Origin of the sequence: Telluria sp. B2, assembly GCF_051789535.1 — a bacterium.
Classification (GTDB): Bacteria; Pseudomonadota; Gammaproteobacteria; order Burkholderiales; family Burkholderiaceae_D; genus Telluria.
In genome coordinates, this window is record NZ_CP196525.1 from 4,951,368 (window position 1) to 4,973,094 (window position 21,727).

Sequence of the window (21,727 nt, forward strand, 5' to 3'; positions counted from 1 at the left end):
TCAGTCTATCCCTCCAAGATACGCTTCCAGCACGGCCGGGTCCTGCTGCACCTGGGCCGGGGCGCCTTCCGCGATCTTGGTCCCGAATTCCATCACGATCAATCGATCGGTCAGGTTCATCACGAAATCCATGTCGTGCTCGACCAGCAGGATGCTCATGCCCTCGCCTTTCAGTTTGTTCAGCAGGCCGGCCAGCGCCTGCTTCTCTTTGTAGCGCAGGCCGGCCGCGGGCTCGTCGAGCAGCAGCAGCGCCGGATCGGCGCACAGGGCCCGCGCGATTTCCAGGATGCGCTGCTGGCCGAGCGCCAGGTTGCCCGCCTGCTCGTACAGCAGCTCGCCCAGCCCCACCCGCTCCAGCTGGCGGCGCGCCTCGAACAGCAGCGCCGCCTCGTCCTCGCGATCGAGCCGGAACGCGCTGGCCAGCACGCCGCGGCGCGCGCGCAGGTGGGCGCCGATCGCCACGTTCTCCAGCACCGTCATCTCGGGCAGCAGGTGCACGTGCTGGAAGGTTCGCCCGATGCCGAGCCTGACGATCTCGCGCGCCGGCAGGGCATCGATGCGCGCCAGCGCGTCGCCGCAGCGCAGGCGGATCTCGCCGCCGCTGGCCGGCAGCACGCCCGTCACCAGGTTGAACATGGTCGACTTGCCGGCGCCGTTCGGTCCGATCAGGCCGACGATCTCGCCGCCATGCACGGTGAAGCTCATGTCGTTGACCGCCACCAGGCCGCCAAACTGCTTGCGCGCCTTGTCGATCACCAGCAAGGGATAGCCCGGCGCCGCCTTGGCGCGCAGCGGCAACGCCGGCGCCTTCTCTGGCGCCACCGCGGCGGGCCGCTGCGGCAGGTACTGGGCGATGAAGGGCCAGATGCCGTTGCGGGCGCGCTGCAGCAGCACCACCATCAGCACGCCGAAGACGATGATCTCGAAGTTGCCGTTCGAGCCGATCAGCGCAGGCAGCCAGCTTTGCAGCTGGTCCTTGAGGATGGTGAGCACCGCCGCGCCCAGGATTGCGCCCCACAGGTAGCCGGCGCCGCCGATCACCGCCATGAACAGGTACTCGATGCCGGAATTCAGGCCGAAGGGAGAGGGATTCACGGCGCGCTGCAGGTGGGCGTAGAGCCAGCCCGAGACGCAGGCCAGCAGCGCCGCGATGACGAAGATGCGAATCTTCATCGCTGCGGTGTTCACGCCCATCGCCTCGGCCATCAGGGCCCCGCCCTTGAGCGAGCGGATGGCGCGCCCCGAGCGGGAGTTGAGCAGGTTGCGCAGCAGGACGACGGCGACCAGCACGACCAGCCAGATCATGAAGTACATGCTCTTGCCCGAGCCGAGATCGATGCCGAACAGGGTGATGGCCGGGATGCCGGCGATGCCGTCGTACTTGCCGAGGAATTCGAGATTCCCGAACAGGTAGTAGAGCGACAGGCCCCAGGCGATGGTCCCGAGCGGCAGGTAGTGTCCCGACAGGCGCAGCATGATGGCGCCGATGAACAGGCTCGACGCGGCCGTGATCAGCAGGCCGCAGGCCAGGCCCAGCCAGGGCGAGAGGCCGTGGGCCGTGGCGAGATACGCGGTAGCGTAGGCGCCCAGGCCGACGAAGGCTGCCTGGCCGAAGGAGGTCAGTCCGCCGACGCCGGTCAGCAGTACCAGGCCGAGAGCGACGATGGCGTACAGGCCGATGTAGTTGCCGAGCGTGATCCAGTAAGGCGGCAGCGGCAGCAGCCCGAAGACCAGGGCGGCGACGCCGAAAATGAGCAGCGAGCGGCGCGTCATGCTTCCTCCTCCTCGACCTGGGGGTGGGCGATCGAGCGCCACAGCAGTACCGGAATGATCAGGGTGAACACGATCACCTCCTTCAGCGCGCTGGCATAGAAAGAGGAATAGGCTTCCAGCAGTCCCACCAGCAGGGCGCCTGCCGCGGCCAGCGGATAGCTTGCCAGGCCGCCGATGATGGCGCCGACAAAACCCTTCAGTCCCATCAGGAAGCCGCTGTCGTAGTAGATCGTGGTGATCGGCGCGATCAGGACCCCGCACAGGGTGCCGATGATCGAGGCCAGCAGGAAGGCCAGGCGCCCGGCCTGGATGGTGCCGATGCCCACCAGGCGCGCACCGCGCCGGTTGACGGCCGTGGCGCGCAAGGCCTTGCCCGAGAGCGTACGGTCGAAATACAGGTAGAGCGCGCCGATCAGCAGCAGCGCGGTGGCGATCACGACGATGCTCTGCCCCGAGACCGTCACGGTGCCGACGTTGAAGACCTCCGACCAGAAGGGCGTGGTGCGCGAGCCTTCGGCGCCGAACAGGACCAGGCCGACGCCGAGCATGACCAGGTGTACGGCGACGGCCACGATCAGCAAGACCAGCACCGGGCTTTCCGCCAGCGGCTGGAAGGCCAGGCGGTAGATCATTGGTCCCATCGGCACGACGATGGCAAAGGCGAGCAGCAGTTGCAGCAGCATCGGCAGGGCCGCGCCGTCGACGCCGCGCGCGACCACGTAGACCGCGGCCGGCAGCAGCGCGAACTTGAGGAAGGACACCGCCAGCGCCCGCCCGGGGACCACCTGGCCGGCCGGGCTGCGCAGGATGGCCACTGCCTCCTGCGCGAAACTGGCGACGCCCAGGATCAGCAGCAGGGTCGCGCTTTGCGGAAAATGGCCGGCCTGGAAGGCGGCCATGGTCAGGGCGCCGAAGGCGACGAATTCGCCCAGTGGAATGAAGATGACGCGGGTGATCGAGAACACCAGTACGAGCGCCAGGGCCAGCAGCACGTAGACCGCGCCGCTGGCAATGCCATCCTGGGTCAGGATGGCGAAGATAGATAAATCCATACCGCTGCCGATGGGTGCGACGGCGCCTGCCTGTCACACCCGCGTGGCCCTCCTCTCTCCAATGTCGTTATCAAGCGGCACCGCATGAGGCCGCCCTGTTGTCCTTAGATGATATGCGAAAACAATTAAAAATCGGACATTTTTTCCTGACGAGCGGCCTATACTATGGGCTGTTCCCGCCCTTTACCTGCGCAGGGATGGCGGCGGAGACTTGACACAACAATAAGGAGACTCGCATGACCCATGCCCCTGGCTTCCCCCTCGTCCGCAAGCGCGTCCTCGCCCTTGCCGCCTTCGCCGCCTTTACCTCGATGAGCGCCCACGCCCAGATCAAGGTGGGCGTCTCGATCTCGACCACTGGCCCGGCCGCTTCGCTCGGCATCCCGGAAAAGAACACGGTGTCGCTGTTCCCGGCCGAGATCGCCGGCCAGAAGGTGCAGTACATCGTGCTCGACGACGCCTCGGACGCCACCCAGGCCGTGAAGAACGCGCGCAAGCTGATCTCGGAAGATAAGGTCGACCTCCTGATCGGCTCCTCGATCACGCCGACCTCGCTCGCGATGCTGGAGGTGGCCGCGGAAACCGAAACGCCGATGATCTCGATCGCCGGCGGCTCGCGCATCGTCGAACCGATGGACGCCAAGCGGCGCTGGGTCTTCAAGACCACCCAGCACGACGGCCAGATGGCGGCCGCCATCACCCAGCACATGGCGAACAACGGCGTCAAGACCATGGGCTTCATCAGCTTCAGCGACGCCTACGGCGACGGCTGGTGGACCGAGGCGCAAAAGATGGCCCAGGTACGCAAGATCAAGGTCGTGGCCAACGAACGCTTCGCCCGTACCGACACCTCGGTCACGGGGCAAGTCCTGAAACTGGTCTCGGCCAATCCCGACGCCATCCTGATCGCCGCCTCCGGCACCCCGGCCGCGCTGCCACAGAAGGCGCTGCGCGAACGCGGCTACCGCGGCAAGATCTACCAGACCCACGGCGTGGCCAACAGCGACTTCCTGCGCGTGTGCGGCGCCGACTGCGAAGGCACCTTCGTTCCGGCCGGCCCGATGCTGGTGGCCGCCCAGCTGCCAGACGCCAATCCGGTGAAAAAATCAGCCCTGGCCTATGTGAACAAATACACTGGGGCCTACAACAAGGACAGCCTGTCGACCTTCGGCGGCCACGCCTGGGATGCGGCCCTGCTGCTGCAGGAAGCCGCGAAAACGGCGGTGCCGAAGGCCAAGCCGGGCACCAAGGAATTCCGCGCCGCGCTGCGCGACAGCCTGGAAGGCATCAAGAACCTGCCAGCCTCGCACGGCATCTTCAATATGACGCCGACCAACCACCAGGGACTGGACCAGCGTTCGCAAGTGATGGTGCGGATCGAGAAAGGGACCTGGAAGTACGTGCCATAAGCCTGTAGCCGGTCTGTCGTGGTCGACAGCGCGATCAGTCGGACAACGCCAGATAGATACAAAAAAAGGAAGCGCGTGCGCTTCCTTTTTTGCTTTTTGTAGGGTGGACATTCGTAGTGCCGGCATGTAGCCAGCCCCACTGTCCAAGCTGTCTCACCGGTTGATACCCTGAAACCTGGAGAGAACACGGACGCCCAAAAGCCGAGAAACGTAGGGTGGACACCTGTGTCCACGCTGTCTCACGCCTCGATCAGCCCCGGCTTGAAGAGAACAGCGAAAAGCGAAAGCCCAAAGCAAAAAACCCCACCGAGATCACTCGGTGGGGTTTTTCCTATAACTAGCCTGACGATAACCTACTTTCACACTGGTTGCAGCACTATCATCGGCGCAAAGTCGTTTCACGGTCCTGTTCGGGATGGGAAGGGGTGGGACCGACTTGCTATGGTCATCAGGCATGACTTGTACGAGTTTCGCTCACCCATGTGAGCGCCACTCTGAATCTGGAAGAAGTATTGGGTAGCAACTGTATCAACAAACAGCGCTGTATCCTGACCTATACCTGCTAAGGTTATAGGGACAAGCCGTACGGGCAATTAGTACTGGTTAGCTTAATGCATTACTGCACTTCCACACCCAGCCTATCAACGTCCTGGTCTCGAACGACCCTTCAAGGAGCTCAAGGCTCCGGGAAATCTCATCTCAAGGCAAGTTTCCCGCTTAGATGCTTTCAGCGGTTATCTCTTCCGAACTTAGCTACCCGGCAATGCCACTGGCGTGACAACCGGTACACCAGAGGTTCGTCCACTCCGGTCCTCTCGTACTAGGAGCAGCCCCCTTCAAATTTCCAACGCCCACGGCAGATAGGGACCAAACTGTCTCACGACGTTTTAAACCCAGCTCACGTACCACTTTAAATGGCGAACAGCCATACCCTTGGGACCGGCTACAGCCCCAGGATGTGATGAGCCGACATCGAGGTGCCAAACTCCCCCGTCGATATGAACTCTTGGGAGGAATCAGCCTGTTATCCCCAGAGTACCTTTTATCCGTTGAGCGATGGCCCTTCCATACAGAACCACCGGATCACTATGTCCTACTTTCGTACCTGCTCGACTTGTCGGTCTCGCAGTTAAGCACGCTTATGCCATTGCACTATTAGCACGATGTCCGACCGTACCTAGCGTACCTTCGAACTCCTCCGTTACACTTTAGGAGGAGACCGCCCCAGTCAAACTGCCTACCATGCACTGTCCCCGATCCGGATAACGGACCAAGGTTAGAACCTCAAACAAACCAGGGTGGTATTTCAAGGATGGCTCCACGGGAACTGGCGTCCCCGCTTCAAAGCCTCCCACCTATCCTACACAGATTGGTTCAAAGTCCAATGCAAAGCTACAGTAAAGGTTCATGGGGTCTTTCCGTCTAGCCGCGGGTAGATTGCATCATCACAAACATTTCAACTTCGCTGAGTCTCGGGAGGAGACAGTGTGGCCATCGTTACGCCATTCGTGCAGGTCGGAACTTACCCGACAAGGAATTTCGCTACCTTAGGACCGTTATAGTTACGGCCGCCGTTTACTGGGACTTCAATCAAGAGCTTGCACCCCATCATTTAATCTTCCAGCACCGGGCAGGCGTCACACCCTATACGTCCACTTTCGTGTTTGCAGAGTGCTGTGTTTTTATTAAACAGTCGCAGCCACCAGTTTATTGCAACCCTTTCGCCCTCACACAGTAAAGTGATCAAGCTACCGGGGCGTACCTTTTCCCGAAGTTACGGTACCAATTTGCCGAGTTCCTTCTCCCGAGTTCTCTCAAGCGCCTTAGAATACTCATCTCGCCCACCTGTGTCGGTTTGCGGTACGGTCTCGTATGACTGAAGCTTAGAGGCTTTTCTTGGAACCACTTCCGATTGCTTCGTGGCGCATGGCCACCCGTCTCGACCCCTTGAATTCCGCGCCCGGATTTGCCTAAGCGCCTTCTATGAGTCAAGAACCAGCTATTCCAACAGCTGGACAACCTTCCGCGATCCGTCCCCCCATCGCATCATACGACGGTGCAGGAATATTAACCTGCTTCCCATCAGCTACGCATCTCTGCCTCGCCTTAGGGGCCGACTCACCCTGCTCCGATGAACGTTGAACAGGAAACCTTGGGCTTACGGCGTGCGGGCTTTTCACCCGCATTATCGCTACTCATGTCAGCATTCGCACTTCTGATACCTCCAGCATCCTTTACAAGACACCTTCGCAGGCTTACAGAACGCTCTCCTACCATATAGATCAAGTGATAAATCACGAGAAATATATCCGCAGCTTCGGTGACTGGCTTAGCCCCGTTACATCTTCCGCGCAGGACGACTCGATCAGTGAGCTATTACGCTTTCTTTAAATGGTGGCTGCTTCTAAGCCAACATCCTGACTGTTTTAGCCTTCCCACTTCGTTTTCCACTTAGCCAATCTTTGGGACCTTAGCTGGCGGTCTGGGTTGTTTCCCTCTTGACGCCGGACGTTAGCACCCGACGTCTGTCTCCCAAGCTCGCACTCATCGGTATTCGGAGTTTGCAATGGTTTGGTAAGTCGCAATGACCCCCTAGCCATAACAGTGCTCTACCCCCGATGGTGATACTTGAGGCACTACCTAAATAGTTTTCGGAGAGAACCAGCTATTTCCAGGTTTGTTTAGCCTTTCACCCCTACCCACAGCTCATCCCCTAATTTTTCAACATTAGTGGGTTCGGACCTCCAGGGCGTGTTACCGCACCTTCATCCTGGCCATGGGTAGATCACCTGGTTTCGGGTCTACACCCAGCGACTGTCGCCCTGTTCGGACTCGATTTCTCTACGGCTCCCCTATTCGGTTAACCTCGCCACTGAATGTAAGTCGCTGACCCATTATACAAAAGGTACGCCGTCACGGATCAAGTCCGCTCCGACTGTTTGTATGCACACGGTTTCAGGATCTATTTCACTCCCCTCCCGGGGTTCTTTTCGCCTTTCCCTCACGGTACTGGTTCACTATCGGTCGATTACGAGTATTTAGCCTTGGAGGATGGTCCCCCCATGTTCAGACAGGATTTCTCGTGTCCCGCCCTACTTGTCGTACGCTTAGTACCACCGTCCGGATTTCGTGTACGGGGCTATCACCCGCTATGGCCAGAGTTTCCAATCTGTTCCACTATCCGATCGACTATCACGTACAGGCTCTTCCCATTTCGCTCGCCACTACTTTGGGAATCTCGGTTGATTTCTTTTCCTGCAGCTACTTAGATGTTTCAGTTCGCCGCGTTCGCTTTGCATGCCTATGTATTCAGCATGCAATGACCCAAAGGGCCGGGTTTCCCCATTCGGAAATCTGCGGATCAAAGTGTGTTTGCTCACTCCCCGCAGCTTATCGCAAGCTACTACGTCCTTCATCGCCTGTAATCGCCAAGGCATCCACCATGTGCACTTATTCGCTTGTCCCTATAACGTTAGCCCCTGCTGACAACAGGGAACGCTACAGGATCAAGAGTACAGCGTTATTGCATGTTTGTTGATACTTTGATTACTACCCTAAGTGTGCTCGCTCATCATTCCTGATTCGCTTACACGCTTAAAAAAACTTTACTTCTTCCAGATTGTTAAAGAACGCAAACCACACTTAGCTCAAGCTTTCGCTTCAGCTAAATATAGTTCTGATCAACAGTCGATAAGCGTAGGCGCTTGATGCCGAGACTTTCGTCTCCGGTGCTACTCTAGAAAGGAGGTGATCCAGCCGCACCTTCCGATACGGCTACCTTGTTACGACTTCACCCCAGTCACGAATCCTACCGTGGTAAGCGCCCTCCTTGCGGTTAAGCTACCTACTTCTGGTAAAACCCGCTCCCATGGTGTGACGGGCGGTGTGTACAAGACCCGGGAACGTATTCACCGCGGCATGCTGATCCGCGATTACTAGCGATTCCAACTTCACGCAGTCGAGTTGCAGACTGCGATCCGGACTACGATACACTTTCTGGGATTAGCTCCCCCTCGCGGGTTGGCGGCCCTCTGTATGTACCATTGTATGACGTGTGAAGCCCTACCCATAAGGGCCATGAGGACTTGACGTCATCCCCACCTTCCTCCGGTTTGTCACCGGCAGTCTCATTAGAGTGCTCTTGCGTAGCAACTAATGACAAGGGTTGCGCTCGTTGCGGGACTTAACCCAACATCTCACGACACGAGCTGACGACAGCCATGCAGCACCTGTGTTCAGGTTCCCTTTCGGGCACTCCCCGATCTCTCGAGGATTCCTGACATGTCAAGGGTAGGTAAGGTTTTTCGCGTTGCATCGAATTAATCCACATCATCCACCGCTTGTGCGGGTCCCCGTCAATTCCTTTGAGTTTTAATCTTGCGACCGTACTCCCCAGGCGGTCTACTTCACGCGTTAGCTGCGTTACCAAGTTAATTAAAACCCGACAACTAGTAGACATCGTTTAGGGCGTGGACTACCAGGGTATCTAATCCTGTTTGCTCCCCACGCTTTCGTGCATGAGCGTCAGTCTTGACCCAGGGGGCTGCCTTCGCCATCGGTGTTCCTCCACATCTCTACGCATTTCACTGCTACACGTGGAATTCTACCCCCCTCTGCCAGACTCCAGCCTTGCAGTCTCCAACGCAATTCCCAGGTTGAGCCCGGGGATTTCACGTCAGACTTACAAAACCGCCTGCGCACGCTTTACGCCCAGTAATTCCGATTAACGCTTGCACCCTACGTATTACCGCGGCTGCTGGCACGTAGTTAGCCGGTGCTTATTCTTCAGGTACCGTCATTAGCAAGAGATATTAGCTCCTACCGTTTCTTCCCTGACAAAAGAGCTTTACAACCCGAAGGCCTTCTTCACTCACGCGGCATTGCTGGATCAGGCTTGCGCCCATTGTCCAAAATTCCCCACTGCTGCCTCCCGTAGGAGTCTGGACCGTGTCTCAGTTCCAGTGTGGCTGGTCGTCCTCTCAGACCAGCTACTGATCGTCGCCTTGGTGAGCCTTTACCTCACCAACTAGCTAATCAGACATCGGCCGCTCCAAAAGCATGAGGTCTTGCGATCCCCCACTTTCTTCCGTAGAACGTATGCGGTATTAGCGTAACTTTCGCTACGTTATCCCCCACTTCTGGGTACGTTCCGATGTATTACTCACCCGTTCGCCACTCGCCACCAGGCCGAAGCCCGTGCTGCCGTTCGACTTGCATGTGTAAAGCATGCCGCCAGCGTTCAATCTGAGCCAGGATCAAACTCTTCAGTTCAATCTCTGTTTGTTGACTCTTTCGAGTCATCCGCTATCGCTAGCGGAGTCGCTCACTCAAAATACTGACCGTCATCCCATTGCTGAGACAACGTTTAATACTTTGTGCGAACATTTGATATTTTAAGTAATCAGCTGAACAAGTCAGCTGGCACCTTCATCAAACGCCCACACTTATCGACTGTTAATTGTTAAAGAACCGTTGTTCTGTACTGCCTTGCTGCGCTTGCGAATCGTTTTGTTCGTCAGCAGCAGAGAAGTGAGATTATGCAGTGTTTCGCGATCTTCGTCAACCCTCGTTTGCTTCGTCGCAGTTTCCTGCGTTCGCTGTTGCAAGATCAACTACTTGATTTCGTTGATGTTTTACGTCAGCGCCGAAGCGGAGGCGAACTATAGCAAACCGCCGGGGTGTCGCGCAAGCCCTGCCGCGAACAATCTACAACAGCCAGTCGATCGGCAGGAAAGACAGGGATGTGACGCCCGCGCGCTTCCATACACTGGCGCCCGGCTCCTGGTCGTAGCGCACGATCTGCTCGCCGCTACGCTGCAGCCAGTACAGCTTGCCGTTCTCATCCATCCGCACTTCATAGGAACTGCCGGGGATGCTCTCGTCCAATGTCCGGTCCAGTTGCTGCGCCAGCGCCGGGCTATCGATCACGAATCCCATCTCGGTATTCAGGTCGATCGAACGCCGGTCCAGGTTGAAGGAGCCGACGAAGACGCTGCGCCCGTCGACGCCGAAGGTCTTCGCATGCAGGCTCGACGCCGAGCTGCCGAAACGTCCCTGCCCGGTCTCGGGTAATTCCGGCCCCCACCTGCGGCGCAGTTCGAACAGCGAGACGCCGGCGGCCAGCAGATCGTGACGCCATTTCGCATAGCCGGCATGCACGGCGGCGACGTCGGTCGCCTCGAGCGAGTTAGTCAGCACCCTCACCTTCGCTCCGCCCCGTGCGATATCGCCCAGCACCTCGGCTGCCTCCTTGCTGGGAACGAAATAGGGGGAGACCAGGTCGAGCTGCTGCTTCGGCTCCCCCAGCAGCTTGCCAAGATGGACCGCCATGCGCGCGTCGGGTTCGGCCTTGCCCAGCACCTTGGCCGGGTCGTCGCTGACCAGGCGCGTCCGGCTCCACTCCAGCGCCAGCTTGCGCTGCGCCAGTTGCTCGACAAAGGGCGAGCTGCGGATCGCCTCCAGGTAACGCTGCGCCTCGGGCCGCTGGCGCAAGCCTGCCGCGCGCTGGGCCAGGGCGCCGGCCGGTTCGACCTCGTCCGGGTCGACCAGGGTAGCGACCGGATAGGCCGATGCGCTGTTCCAGTAACGGTCGAAGTCCTTCGACACCTCGCCCACGACCGGCCCCACGGCCAGCACGTCGAGGTCGACGAACAGCATGTCCCCCGCCGCGCCGAAGTACTCGTCGCCGACATTACGCCCGCCGACGATACTGACCTGGTTGTCCACCGTGAACGACTTGTTGTGCATGCGCCGGTTCAGGCGTGCGAAGTCGAACAGGAAACCGAGACTGCGCCATTCCCGGCTGCCGAAAGGATTGAACAGGCGGACCTCGACATTCGGCTCGCGATCAAAAGCGGCCAGCGCCGGATCGAGCCCGTCGGTATTGTTATCGTCGAGGAGAAGGCGGACCCGCACGCCGCGCGCCGCGGCGCTGCGCAATGCATCGAGCATCAGGGTGCCGGTGAGGTCATTACGCCATATATAGTATTGGACGTCGAGACTGCGCTCGGCGCGGTGCGCAAGCAGCACGCGCGCGGCAAACGCATCGCGCCCGTCCGAGAGCGGATAGATGCCGGACAGTCCCGGATGCGCGGCGGCCAGCGGCGCGATGGCCTGGCCCAGCCGCGTGTCCGCGGTGCCGGCCAGGGCCACACTGGCAGTGCGCTCGCCGAGCGGCGGCAAGGGTGCGCAGCCGTAGGTCGCCGCCGCGGCAACGGCCAGCGCCACCGCCCCTGCCCGGACCGCCGGCGCGCGCATCGCTTACATTCCTTCGAAATTCGCCTTGCGCTTCTCGAGGAAGGCCGACATGCCTTCTTTCTGGGCCGGCGTGCCAAAGGCGGCGTGGAAGAAGCGGCGCTCGTAGCGCACGCCCTCGGTCAGCGTGGTTTCATACGCGCGGTTGACCGAATCCTTGATCGCCATGGCGACCGACACCGGCATCTCGGCGATGGTGTTGGCCACCGCCAGCGCCTCTTCCATCAATTTATCAGCCGGGAACACGCGCGACACCAGGCCGGTGCGCTCCGCCTCTGCAGCATCGATCATGCGCGCGGTGAGCAGCATGTCCATCGCTTTCGACTTGCCGATCGCGCGCGGCAGGCGCTGGGTGCCGCCGGCACCCGGGGTGACGCCGACCTTGATCTCCGGCTGACCGAACTTGGCGCTGTCGGCGGCGATCAGGAAGTCGCACATCATTGCCAGTTCGCAGCCGCCGCCCAGGGCATAGCCGGCAACGACGCCGATGACCGGCTTGCGCACATTCAGGATGTGCTCCCAGTTGCGGCCGATGTAGTTGCCCTGGTAGGTGTCGGCATAGGTGTAGTTGGCCATGGCGGCGATGTCGGCGCCGGCCGCGAACACCTTCTCGCTGCCGGTGAGGACGATGACGTTGACCGCTGGATCGGCGTCGAACTGGTACAGGGCCTGACCCAGCTCGTTCATCATGTTGTCGTTCAGCGCATTCATCGCCTTCGGACGGTTCAGGCGGATGACAACCACCTTGCCGTGGTTTTCGATCAGCAGGTCTGCGTATTCCATGGGACACCCCTATCAAGTTGACGGTATGGCCGCGATTGTAGCGCCTCTGCAGTCCAAAAAGGACGGTATCATTGCTCGTTAAGCAATATCTTGCGCGAGTTCATCATCCCTACCCTACGCCACGTCCTGCAAGGCCTGCGCGGCGACCGGCTGCTGGGCAAGCCCGACTTCAACCGCCTCTGGCTCAGCAGCGCGCTGACGCACTTCGGCGCGCAGATCACCCTGCTCGCGCTGCCGATCTGCGCCATCCTCCTGATGCACGCGACGCCCGCCCAGATGGGCACCCTGGCCGCGCTCGAATCCCTGCCCTTCCTGTTGTTCGGCCTGCCCTCGGGCGTGCTGCTCGACCGCTGCCGGCGCCTGCCCATCATGATGTGCAGCGACGCGATGGTGGCGGCCGCCCTGGCCAGCGTGCCCCTGGCCTGGTGGTTCGACGTCCTCTCGATCCACTGGCTGTATGCGGTCGGCTTCGTGCTCGGCACCGGCTATACCGTGGGCGGCAGCGCCGAGCAGGTCTTCCTCACCTTCGTGGTCGGGCGCGAAGGCCTGGTCGACGCCCAGGCGAAATTCGCCTCGACCGAATCGGCGGCGCGCCTGATCGGCCCCGGCATGGCGGGCGGCCTGGTGCAGTTGCTCGGCGCCCCGGTGGCCATCCTGTGCACCGTCGGCGGCTTCGTGGTGTCGCTGTGGAACCTGCGCCGCATCCGCGCGCGCGAACCCCAGCCGCCGCCTTCGAGTACCCATCCGCTGCAGGAAATCCGCGAAGGACTGGCCTTCGTCTGGCAGCACCGTCTGCTGCGCACCCTGGCCTGGACCTCGGGCTGCTGGCACCTGCTGTTCTACGGCTACATGGCCCTGCACGTGCTGTTCGCCACCCGCGTGCTCGGCATGGCGCCGGGCGTGATGGGCACGGCGCAGATGCTGGGCGGCGTCGGCATTCTGGCCGGCTCGCTGCTGGTCAAGCCGCTGTCGAACCGTTACGGCACCGGCCGTGCGATCCTGGCCGGACTGTGCGTGTCGGCGCTCGGCTTCGCCCTGATGCCGCTCATTCCGGTGCAGCTGATGGGCAGCGCCAGGCTGAGCGCCATCGCCTACGGCCTGGTGGCCTTCCTGCTCGACTGCGGCGCGACCCTGTTCTTCGTACCCTACATCGCCCTGCGCCAGCGTGTCACGCCGGACGCGGTGCTGGGGCGGATGGTGGCGACCATGCGTTCGCTGACGGTGGCGGCGGCGCCGCTGGGGGCGCTGCTGGCGGGGACGCTGGCCGAGCGCTTCAGCGTGCGCATCGGGCTGGTGTGCGTGGCGGCGGGCGCGCTCGTGCTGGCCGTGGGCGCAGTGACGGCAACCCGGCTGCGCGATGTGAAGGATTAGGCCCGGACGGATTAGGCCCCGGGCAGCGCCACCCGTGTTTCAGGACAGCCCATGGCCTGGCAACCATTCGGCAGGGTCCGCAGCCAGGTCACGATCGAATCGACCGTGACGGTCTGGATCCGGCCGCTCCAGCGCAACTCCGGCGGGTGGTCATCGAATGCGACGTTGGCCCTGGTGACGCGCGCACCGAGCCGGGTCAGCGCGCCGAGTTCGAGCTGGGTCGGCACATAGCCGTTCGCCTTCAGCCAGGCCTGGGCCGTGACGCGGGTATTCGCCTCGTCCTCGGGCGCGACGGCGTAGGCCAGCATTTCCAGCACCCAGCCGTTCGAATTCTGGTAACGCGTGCTGAACGGATAGGCCACCAGGCTGTAATGGGGCTCGAGGTAATCCTTGGCCTTCTTGCCCAGCAAGGCCTTCTTCAGCCGCGCCTGCGCATCTGGCGCCAGGCGCCAGATACCGGCCTGGTAGCGGAAGGGAGAATCGGCAAAGAAGTTGAGCAGGCCTTCATCGTACAAGGCCGACGAGGCGGTGCCGCAGGAATTGAGCTTGTGGACGACCGACCAGGCGCCCGCCGGGTGCTCGCGCAGCGCGAACGCCATGTGTGAATAGGCCAGCCCGTATTTCGACAGGTCCTGCCCAGCGCGGGCGATCAGGACCACCTCGTCGTCGATTTTCTCGAGCGCGGTGCGGGTGGCGTCGGCCATCTGCAAGCCCAGGCGCGCCATGTCCGGCGCGGGTTCCGGCGCTTCGCATGGCCGGCCGGCGGCGGCCGCGCCGGCCGCCAGGGCCAGTACCGCCGCGAGCAGCGTCCGGCGCACGGTCAGCCGCGCGCCCTCGAATGCAGCAGGCCGCTGTCCGGCGGGGTCATCACACCGATCGTCGTGGCGCCCTTCTTGAGGGTATAACCGCTCTTGCCGATCGGCTCGATGCCCAGCTCGTCGTCGACCTTGAGCCCCTGCGAACGCGCAGTCCTGGTCGCCACCATGGTGTCGATCTGCATGGTCTGGTCTTCGCTGCGCAGCGCGACAGCGGTCTTGTCGCCTTGCGGACGGAGGGCGGCGACGCGCCAGCGCTTCTGGCCTTCGAGGTCGCCGGACACCGCCTGCGACAGCTTCTTCCCGCTTTGGTGGGACAGGATGAAAGGCGAAGCGACGACGATGACGGTGCTCAGGGCGCTGGCTTCGGATGCCGTGAGGTTCATCTCGGCCGATGCCGGCGCTGGCACCGTAAGGGTGGCGGCAAGAGTGACGGCAACTACGAGGGTGACGAATGGTGCTGCGCGCATGATGTGTCCAATCAGGTGAGCCGGCTGAAGCGCCGGCGTTGCCAGGATAGTACGGCCGAGAATGCGGCTGAAAAGCACCGCCAACTTAGCCGAAATTGAACAGCCATGCAACGCCGCCGGCCCTATTTCGGCAACAGCACCCACACCGATCCGCGCTGCTTCATGCGTCCCGCATATTCCGCCGCATTCTCACCGAAGCCGAAGAAAAAATCCGCCCTGACCGGCCCGCGGATCGCGCCGCCGGTATCCTGCGCCAGCATCAGGCGCTGCAGGGCGGCCCCGTCGGCCGGATGGGTCGTCGACAGGAACAGCGGCGCCCCCAGCGGCACGATCGAGGGATCGACCGCCACCGAGCGCTCGGGCGTGAGCGGCACGCCCAGCGCCCCCTTCGGCCCGACCGACGGATCGGGCAGGCGCTCTTCACGGAAGAAGATGTAACTCGGGTTCACGTTCAGCAGTTCCTGGCGGCGCGCCGGGTTGGTCGCGATCCAGGCCTTGATGCTCTGGGCCGAGACGCCGTCGGCCGGCAGCTCGCCCTGTTCCACCAGCCAGCGCCCGATCACTTTATAGGGATGGCCGTTCTGGTCGGCGAAGGCGACGCGCACGGTCTCGCCGGTCTCGTCGATCCGTACCCGGCCCGAACCCTGGACCTCGAGGAAGAAAGCCTCGACCGGATCGTCGACCCAGACCAGTTCCTTGCCCTTCAAGGGCGCGCGTTCGATCTCGGCGCGGGTCGAGTACGGGACCACGGTCCTGCCGACCAGGCGGCCACGCAGGCGCATGTTCTTCAGGCTGGGATAGACGCTCGCCAGGTCGACCGTCACCAGGTCGTCCGGCACGCGGTAGAGCGGTGTCTGGAAGGCGCCGCCGCGCTTGCGCGAACCGCGCAGCATCGGTTCGTAGTAGCCGGTGATGAGACCGGTGTCGGCGCCGCTCGGCTCGCGCATCTGGTTCGGCACGAAATACGCCTCGAAATACTGGCGGATCGCGTTGCCGTCAGTCGCATCGACGCCGCCGGCCGCCCCACAGGGAGTCTTCCACTCGGCCTTTTTGGCCAGTACGCGGCAGGAAGCCATGAAGGCCGGCCAGGCCTGGCGCAAGTCGTCCTGCCGCCAGCCGGGCAGCGCCTCGAAGCTGACTGGGGTCATGGCCGGCACCGGCGGTGGCGGCGGTGGCGGCGCCGGCGTGGGCGCAGGAATGCCGATCGGCCCCACCGGCGGCGGCATCACGACGTCGGGCTGCCTCGATGGCTGCGGCTGCGGCGCCTGGGGCGGCGTGCCGCAGGCGGTCAACAGCAGGGCGACGAGCGCGAAGGAAGCGGGTACACTGCGGCGTATCGATTGCATAAGGACAGTCTATGTGGATCTTGATGCTGGAAGCGGGCGTGGCCTTGTTCCTGCTCGTGTTTATCGTCTGGTGGACCATGTTCTCGGGCCGCCCGGAAGAACGCAAGCGTCCGCTGCGCGAAGAGCGCAGCGAACCCGTCCAGCGCAGTACGGATCGCGAGAGCGACGCTTCCTGAATCAGTGCAGGCTGCGCGGCAGCGACAGCACGAATTCCGGAATCGGCACTTCGAAGCGGTGGCCGTCCTCGGCCACGCAGAAGTACTCGCCGCGCATCGAGCCCTGCGGCGTGGCCAGCTGGGTGCCGCTGGTGTATTCGAACTGCTCGCCCGGTTTCAACAGCGGCTGGTGCCCGACCACGCCCAGGCCCTTCACTTCCTGCACCCGGTTGTTGGCGTCGGTGATCACCCAGTGGCGCGCAATCAGCTGGGCCGGCACGCTGCCGGTATTGCGTATCGTGATCGTATAGGAAAACACATAGTTGTCACGCTCCGGATTGGATTGCTCCGGCAAGTGCTGGGTCCGGACGGTGACAGTGAAATCGTAGGCGGACATCGGCTTCCTCTTCTGGTTATTAGTTGCCTGCGTGAATGTAGCGGCCTGGCGGCGGCCGGACATGCGCAAAACGACCATCATACCGTGCCCGAAAAAACCCGGTTCGCGCCAGCTCCATGCTGCTCGGCGTAAAATAGCCGGATTCTTCTCAACCGCACCGTCACCGCAATGACCACCTACCGCATCGCTCCCAGCATCCTGTCCGCCGACTTCGCCCGCCTGGGCGAGGAAGTCCGCAACGTCGTCGACGCCGGCGCCGACATCATCCACTTCGACGTGATGGACAACCATTACGTGCCGAACCTGACGATCGGTCCGCTGGTCTGCCAGGCGATCCGCCCGCACGTGCAGGTGCCGATCGATGTGCACCTGATGGTGAAACCGGTCGACCGCATCATTCCCGACTTCGCCAAGGCCGGCGCCAACATCATCACCTTCCACCCGGAAGCGTCGGAACACATCGACCGCACCCTGCAACTGATCCGCGACCACGGCTGCAAGGCCGGCCTGGTGTTCAACCCGGCCACGCCGATGCACTACCTGGAGCACGTGATGGACAAGATCGACATGATCCTCATCATGTCGGTGAACCCGGGCTTCGGCGGCCAGTCCTTCATTCCGGAAGCACTCAAGAAGATCGCGATCGCGCGCCGCATGATCGACGAATCGGGCCGCGACATCATGCTCGAGGTCGACGGCGGCATCAAGGCCGAGAACATCGCAGCGGCCGCCGCCGCCGGCGCCGACACCTTCGTTGCCGGCTCGGCCATCTTCGGCAAGCCCGACTACAAGGCCGTGATCGACGCCATGCGCGCCGAACTGGCCAACGTCGGGAAGTAAGCGTGCAGCCGGGCGCAGCGGCGATTCGCGCCGCCATCATCGACCTGGACGGCACGATGCTCGACACCGTGCCCGATTTCGAACTGGCCCTGAACGGCATGCGCGCCGAATTCGAGCTCGCGCCGATCACGCAGGAGACCATCAAGCCGATGGTCGGCAAGGGCTCGGAAAAGCTGATCCGCGACGTGCTCGCGCTCGACTTCGCGCCTGATCGCATCGATGCGTGTTTTGAGGAGGCAATGGCCGCCTACCAGCGCCACTACCTCGCCATCAACGGCGAGAAGAGCGTACTGTTCGACGGCGTCATCGAAGGCTTGACGGCGCTGCGCGAGCTGGGCCTGCGCCTGGCCTGCGTCACCAACAAGCCGATCTCCTTCACCACGCCGCTGCTGGCGCAAAAGGGCCTCGCGCCCTTCTTCGACCTGGTCTACGGCGGCGACTCGCTCCCGAAAAAGAAGCCGGACCCGCTGCCGCTGCTGCAGGTCTGCAGCGACTTCGACCTGGCGCCGCAGCAGGTGGTGGCGATCGGCGACTCCTCGAACGACGCCGAAGCGGCGCGCGCTGCGCGTTGCTATGTGCTCACAGTGCCATATGGATATAACCACGGAAGGCCTGTGCAAGAGATCGATTCCGATGGTATAGTTAATTCGCTACTGGATGCGGCGAAGCTGATTCGTGCGCACAACAGCCTCTAAACTCACTTATCTATACATGTTCTTCACCAAAAAACACACTGTCAACCAGACCGGCGCCCTTGAGGCCTGGCTGTGGCGACGCTGGCAATCCTGGGCTAACTAACCCGTCTTGATTGCTGCCGGCGGCGTACGCGCATCCGGCAGGTTTTTTGAACACAACGCCGCCCCACTCCACCTTGCTCGCGGGCGGCCCGGAGAAGAACATGACCGAACTCGAATTCAAATCGCTGGCCAACCAGGGCTACAACCGCATTCCGCTGATCGCCGAGGCCTTCGCCGACCTGGAAACGCCGCTGTCGCTCTACCTGAAGCTGGCGCAGTCGCAGGACACCGGCAAGAACACCTTTCTCCTCGAATCGGTCGTCGGCGGCGAGCGTTTCGGCCGCTATTCCTTCATCGGCCTGCCGGCGAAGACCCTGCTGCGCAACAGCGGCAACGTCACCGAAGTCGTCACCAACGGCCGCGTGGTCGAGACCCACGAGGGCAATCCGCTCGAGTTCATCGAACAATTCCAGGCGCGCTTCAAGGTGGCGCTGCGTCCCGGCATGCCGCGCTTCTGCGGCGGCCTGGCCGGCTACTTCGGCTACGACACGGTGCGCCACATCGAGCGCAAGCTGGCCGGCCAGGCGCCGAAGGACGACCTCGGCCTGCCCGAGATCCAGCTGCTGGTGACGGAAGAACTGGCCGTCATCGACAACCTCTCGGGCAAGCTCTACCTGATCGTCTACGCCGATCCATCCCAGCCGGAAGCCTTCGCCCGGGCCCGCCAGCGCCTGAAAGAGCTGCGCATCATGCTGCGCCGTAGCGTCGACGTGCCGGTCACGACGGGCTCGGTGCGCACCGAAGCCGTGCGCGACTTCTCCAAGGAAGACTACCTGAAGGCCGTCGCGAAGGCCCATGAATACGTGATGGCGGGCGACCTGATGCAGGTGCAGATCGGCCAGCGCATCCGCAAGCCGTATGTGGATTCGCCGCTGTCGCTGTACCGCTCGCTGCGCTCGCTGAACCCCTCGCCCTACATGTATTACTACAACTTCGGCGACATGCAGATCGTGGGCGCCTCGCCGGAGATCCTGGTCCGCAACGAAACTTCCCCGGCAGGCGAACGCAAGGTCACGTTGCGCCCGATCGCCGGCACCCGCCCGCGCGGCGCCACCCCGGAACGCGACGCCGAACTGGCGGTCGAACTCCTTGGCGATCCGAAGGAGATCGCCGAACACGTGATGCTGATCGACCTGGCGCGCAACGACATCGGCCGCATCGCCGAGACCGGCAGCGTGAAGGTGACGGACCGCATGGTCATCGAAAAATACTCGCACGTGCAGCACATCGTCTCGAACGTCGAAGGCAGGCTCAAGGAAGGCATGTCCAACCTCGACGTGCTGCGCGCCACCTTCCCGGCCGGCACCCTCACTGGTGCGCCTAAAGTGCGTGCGATGGAAATCATCGACGAACTGGAGCCGGTCAAGCGCGGCATCTACGGCGGCGCCTGCGGTTATCTCTCCTTCGGCGGCGAGATGGACGTGGCGATCGCGATCCGCACCGGCGTGATCAAGGACGGCAACCTCTACGTGCAGGCCGCGGCCGGCATCGTGGCCGATTCCATCCCCGAGATGGAATGGCAGGAAACCGAAAACAAGGCGCGCGCCGTGCTGCGCGCGGCCGAACAGGTCCAGGACGGACTGGATGGGGAGTTCTGACATGCTCTTGATGATCGACAACTACGATTCCTTCACCTACAACATCGTCCAGTACTTCGGCGAGCTGGGTGAAGAAGTGCGCACCGTGCGCAACGACGAAATCACGATCGACGAGATCGAGCGCCTGCACCCGGACCGCATCTGCATCTCGCCGGGCCCGAAGGCCCCAATCGATGCGGGCGTGTCGGTGGACGTGATCAAGCATTTCAAGGGCAAGCTGCCCATCCTCGGCGTCTGCCTGGGCCACCAGGCCATCGGCGAAGCTTTCGGGGGCAGGATCGTGCGCGCCAAGCAGGTCATGCACGGCAAGACTTCGCTGGTCGCGCACACCGGCGTCGGCGTATTCAAGGATATTCCCAGCCCCTTCACCGTGATCCGCTACCACTCGCTGGCGATCGAGCGCGCAACGCTGCCCGACTGCCTGGAAGTGACGGCCTGGACCGACGACGGCGAGATCATGGGCGTGCGCCACAAGGAATACGACATCGAGGGCGTGCAGTTCCACCCCGAGTCCATCCTGTCCGAGCACGGCCACGCGCTGCTGAAGAATTTCCTCCAGCGCTAAGCGCATCTTCTTGCGCCCGCGCCTTGCGGCGCGGCGCCCACACATCTTAGGAACGCCCATGCCGATCACACCACAAGAGGCGCTGCTGCGCTGTATCGAACACCGCGAGATCTTCCACGACGAGATGCTGCACCTGTTCCGCCAGATCATGTCGGGCGAGATGTCGCCGACCATGGTCGCGGCGCTGACCATGGGCCTGCGCGTGAAGAAGGAAACCATCGGCGAGATCACCGCCGCGGCGCAAGTCATGCGCGAGTTCTCGACCAAGGTGCCGATGGCCGACACCACCAACCTGCTCGACATCGTCGGCACCGGCGGCGACGGCGCGAACACCTTCAATATCTCGAGCGCCTCGATGTTCGTGGCCGCCGCCGGCGGCGCGCGCGTGGCCAAGCATGGCGGGCGCAGCGTCTCGTCGTCCTCGGGCAGCGCCGACCTGATCGAGTCGCTTGGCGCCCAGATCGACCTGAAGCCCGAACAGATCGCCCAGTCGATCGCCCAGACCGGCATCGGCTTCATGTTCGCGCCGAACCACCACGCCGCCATGAAGCACGTGGCGCCGGTGCGCCGCGAGCTCGGCGTGCGCAGCATCTTCAACATCCTGGGGCCGCTGACCAACCCGGCCGGCGCGCCGAACATCCTGATGGGCGTGTTCCACCCGGACCTGGTCGGCATCCAGGTGCGCGTGCTGCAGCGCCTGGGCGCCCAGCATGCCTTGGTGGTCTGGGGCCGCGACAACATGGACGAAGTCTCGCTCGGCGCCGGCACCCTGGTCGGCGAACTGGTCAACGGCGAGATCCGCGAGTACGAGATCCATCCGGAAGACTTTGGACTGGCCATGATCTCGAGCCGCAACCTGAAGGTCGCCAACACCGAGGAATCGAAGGTGCGCGTCATGGAAGCGCTGCGCGGCGAGCCGGGTCCGGCCCACGACATCGTGGCCCTGAATGCCGGCACCGCGCTGTATGCAGCCGGCGTCGTCCCATCGATCGAAGCGGGCCTGGCCAAGGCGCGCGAGACCATCGCCTCGGGCGCGGCCCTGGCCAAGCTCGAGCAGTTCGTCAACGTCACCCGCCAGCTCGGCGCCAAAGCTTAAGGCGCA

At 62.5% G+C, this 21,727-nt stretch carries 16 protein-coding genes and 3 rRNA genes; 8 read left to right on the forward strand and 11 right to left on the reverse strand.

Features of this window, described 5'->3' with window-relative positions; genetic code table 11:
- Together ACSUZJ_RS21900 and ACSUZJ_RS21905 are read right to left on the reverse strand one after the other, a co-directional pair.
- Positions 1-1,773, reverse strand: coding sequence for a branched-chain amino acid ABC transporter ATP-binding protein/permease (locus ACSUZJ_RS21900; RefSeq protein ID WP_499411691.1), 1,773 nt, complete (start codon positions 1,771-1,773; stop codon positions 1-3).
- Positions 1,770-2,825 (reverse strand): branched-chain amino acid ABC transporter permease, encoded by a 1,056-nt coding sequence (locus ACSUZJ_RS21905; RefSeq protein WP_499411693.1) that lies wholly within the window; start codon positions 2,823-2,825, stop codon positions 1,770-1,772. The genes ACSUZJ_RS21900 and ACSUZJ_RS21905 overlap by 4 nt, the downstream gene beginning before the upstream one ends.
- 236 nt (positions 2,826-3,061) lie before the next feature.
- Here ACSUZJ_RS21905 and ACSUZJ_RS21910 point away from each other — a divergent pair, with 236 nt between their 5' ends.
- On the forward strand, positions 3,062-4,234 hold the full coding sequence (locus tag ACSUZJ_RS21910) for an ABC transporter substrate-binding protein (protein ID WP_499411695.1): 1,173 nt from the start codon (positions 3,062-3,064) through the stop codon (positions 4,232-4,234).
- Between the two features lie 340 nt (positions 4,235-4,574).
- On the opposite strand, the gene rrf is transcribed toward ACSUZJ_RS21910, so the two are convergent.
- From rrf to ACSUZJ_RS21935, 5 genes are all read right to left on the reverse strand, one after another.
- Positions 4,575-4,687: ribosomal RNA gene (gene rrf, locus ACSUZJ_RS21915) — 5S ribosomal RNA — on the reverse strand.
- A gap of 119 nt (positions 4,688-4,806) precedes the next feature.
- A 23S ribosomal RNA gene (locus tag ACSUZJ_RS21920) occupies positions 4,807-7,698 on the reverse strand.
- Between the two features lie 276 nt (positions 7,699-7,974).
- Positions 7,975-9,505 (reverse strand): 16S ribosomal RNA (locus ACSUZJ_RS21925).
- The 16S, 23S and 5S rRNA genes sit together here, the layout of an rRNA operon.
- A gap of 435 nt (positions 9,506-9,940) precedes the next feature.
- Positions 9,941-11,491, reverse strand: a complete 1,551-nt coding sequence (locus ACSUZJ_RS21930) for a phospholipase D family protein (RefSeq protein ID WP_499411697.1) — start codon at positions 11,489-11,491, stop codon at positions 9,941-9,943.
- Positions 11,492-11,494: 3 nt separating this feature from the next.
- The gene (locus ACSUZJ_RS21935) at positions 11,495-12,271 is read right to left on the reverse strand and encodes an enoyl-CoA hydratase (protein WP_499411698.1); all 777 of its coding nucleotides are present in this window, start codon (positions 12,269-12,271) and stop codon (positions 11,495-11,497) included.
- A 90-nt stretch (positions 12,272-12,361) separates the two neighbouring features.
- Between ACSUZJ_RS21935 and ACSUZJ_RS21940 the strand changes: the two genes are divergently transcribed.
- A complete protein-coding gene (locus ACSUZJ_RS21940) occupies positions 12,362-13,642 on the forward strand; it encodes an MFS transporter (protein WP_499411699.1) in 1,281 nt (426 codons plus the stop codon).
- Between the two features lie 11 nt (positions 13,643-13,653).
- Here the strand turns inward: ACSUZJ_RS21940 and ACSUZJ_RS21945 are convergent, their stop codons facing one another.
- The 3 genes from ACSUZJ_RS21945 to mltA form a co-directional block, all read right to left on the reverse strand.
- Complete coding sequence (locus tag ACSUZJ_RS21945; RefSeq protein ID WP_499411700.1) at positions 13,654-14,460, reverse strand: DUF2145 domain-containing protein; 807 nt, start codon at positions 14,458-14,460, stop codon at positions 13,654-13,656.
- A 2-nt stretch (positions 14,461-14,462) separates the two neighbouring features.
- The gene (locus ACSUZJ_RS21950) at positions 14,463-14,927 is read right to left on the reverse strand and encodes a hypothetical protein (RefSeq protein ID WP_499411702.1); all 465 of its coding nucleotides are present in this window, start codon (positions 14,925-14,927) and stop codon (positions 14,463-14,465) included.
- Between the two features lie 122 nt (positions 14,928-15,049).
- On the reverse strand, positions 15,050-16,273 hold the full coding sequence (gene mltA, locus ACSUZJ_RS21955; RefSeq protein ID WP_499411703.1) for a murein transglycosylase A: 1,224 nt from the start codon (positions 16,271-16,273) through the stop codon (positions 15,050-15,052).
- Positions 16,274-16,284: 11 nt separating this feature from the next.
- Here mltA and ACSUZJ_RS21960 point away from each other — a divergent pair, with 11 nt between their 5' ends.
- Positions 16,285-16,449 (forward strand): hypothetical protein, encoded by a 165-nt coding sequence (locus tag ACSUZJ_RS21960; protein WP_499411705.1) that lies wholly within the window; start codon positions 16,285-16,287, stop codon positions 16,447-16,449.
- A gap of 1 nt (position 16,450) precedes the next feature.
- On the opposite strand, the gene apaG is transcribed toward ACSUZJ_RS21960, so the two are convergent.
- A complete protein-coding gene (gene apaG / locus ACSUZJ_RS21965; RefSeq protein WP_499411707.1) occupies positions 16,451-16,825 on the reverse strand; it encodes a Co2+/Mg2+ efflux facilitator ApaG/CorD in 375 nt (124 codons plus the stop codon).
- Positions 16,826-16,993: 168 nt separating this feature from the next.
- Between apaG and rpe the strand changes: the two genes are divergently transcribed.
- The 5 genes from rpe to trpD all read left to right on the forward strand — a co-directional run bounded on the left by rpe (position 16,994) and on the right by trpD (position 21,721).
- Positions 16,994-17,665: a ribulose-phosphate 3-epimerase gene (gene rpe / locus ACSUZJ_RS21970; RefSeq protein WP_499411708.1), complete on the forward strand. Its 672-nt coding sequence runs from the start codon at positions 16,994-16,996 to the stop codon at positions 17,663-17,665.
- A 56-nt stretch (positions 17,666-17,721) separates the two neighbouring features.
- Positions 17,722-18,360: a phosphoglycolate phosphatase gene (gene gph, locus ACSUZJ_RS21975; protein ID WP_499416642.1), complete on the forward strand. Its 639-nt coding sequence runs from the start codon at positions 17,722-17,724 to the stop codon at positions 18,358-18,360.
- Positions 18,361-18,563: 203 nt separating this feature from the next.
- On the forward strand, positions 18,564-20,060 hold the full coding sequence (gene trpE / locus ACSUZJ_RS21980) for an anthranilate synthase component I (protein ID WP_499411710.1): 1,497 nt from the start codon (positions 18,564-18,566) through the stop codon (positions 20,058-20,060).
- Position 20,061: 1 nt separating this feature from the next.
- Entirely contained in the window at positions 20,062-20,625 is a 564-nt protein-coding gene (locus tag ACSUZJ_RS21985; protein ID WP_499411712.1) for an aminodeoxychorismate/anthranilate synthase component II, read from the forward strand.
- Positions 20,626-20,683: 58 nt separating this feature from the next.
- Positions 20,684-21,721 carry an anthranilate phosphoribosyltransferase gene (gene trpD / locus ACSUZJ_RS21990; protein ID WP_499411713.1) on the forward strand — a complete coding sequence of 346 codons (1,038 nt, stop codon included), beginning with the start codon at positions 20,684-20,686 and terminating at the stop codon, positions 21,719-21,721.
- The last annotated feature ends 6 nt before the right edge of the window (positions 21,722-21,727 follow it).

What these genes read in the sequence shown, in the direction of transcription:
- ACSUZJ_RS21900 (WP_499411691.1), bottom strand. Translation starts at nt 1,773, where the DNA reads ATGACGCGCCGCTCGCTGCTCATTTTCGGCGTCGCCGCCCTGGTCTTC.
- ACSUZJ_RS21905 (WP_499411693.1), bottom strand. Translation starts at nt 2,825, where the DNA reads ATGGATTTATCTATCTTCGCCATCCTGACCCAGGATGGCATTGCCAGC.
- ACSUZJ_RS21910 (WP_499411695.1), top strand. Translation starts at nt 3,062, where the DNA reads ATGACCCATGCCCCTGGCTTCCCCCTCGTCCGCAAGCGCGTCCTCGCC.
- ACSUZJ_RS21930 (WP_499411697.1), bottom strand. Translation starts at nt 11,491, where the DNA reads ATGCGCGCGCCGGCGGTCCGGGCAGGGGCGGTGGCGCTGGCCGTTGCC.
- ACSUZJ_RS21935 (WP_499411698.1), bottom strand. Translation starts at nt 12,271, where the DNA reads ATGGAATACGCAGACCTGCTGATCGAAAACCACGGCAAGGTGGTTGTC.
- ACSUZJ_RS21950 (WP_499411702.1), bottom strand. Translation starts at nt 14,927, where the DNA reads ATGCGCGCAGCACCATTCGTCACCCTCGTAGTTGCCGTCACTCTTGCC.
- mltA (WP_499411703.1), bottom strand. Translation starts at nt 16,273, where the DNA reads ATGCAATCGATACGCCGCAGTGTACCCGCTTCCTTCGCGCTCGTCGCC.
- ACSUZJ_RS21960 (WP_499411705.1), top strand. Translation starts at nt 16,285, where the DNA reads ATGTGGATCTTGATGCTGGAAGCGGGCGTGGCCTTGTTCCTGCTCGTG.
- apaG (WP_499411707.1), bottom strand. Translation starts at nt 16,825, where the DNA reads ATGTCCGCCTACGATTTCACTGTCACCGTCCGGACCCAGCACTTGCCG.
- rpe (WP_499411708.1), top strand. Translation starts at nt 16,994, where the DNA reads ATGACCACCTACCGCATCGCTCCCAGCATCCTGTCCGCCGACTTCGCC.
- gph (WP_499416642.1), top strand. Translation starts at nt 17,722, where the DNA reads ATGCTCGACACCGTGCCCGATTTCGAACTGGCCCTGAACGGCATGCGC.
- trpE (WP_499411710.1), top strand. Translation starts at nt 18,564, where the DNA reads ATGACCGAACTCGAATTCAAATCGCTGGCCAACCAGGGCTACAACCGC.
- ACSUZJ_RS21985 (WP_499411712.1), top strand. Translation starts at nt 20,062, where the DNA reads ATGCTCTTGATGATCGACAACTACGATTCCTTCACCTACAACATCGTC.
- trpD (WP_499411713.1), top strand. Translation starts at nt 20,684, where the DNA reads ATGCCGATCACACCACAAGAGGCGCTGCTGCGCTGTATCGAACACCGC.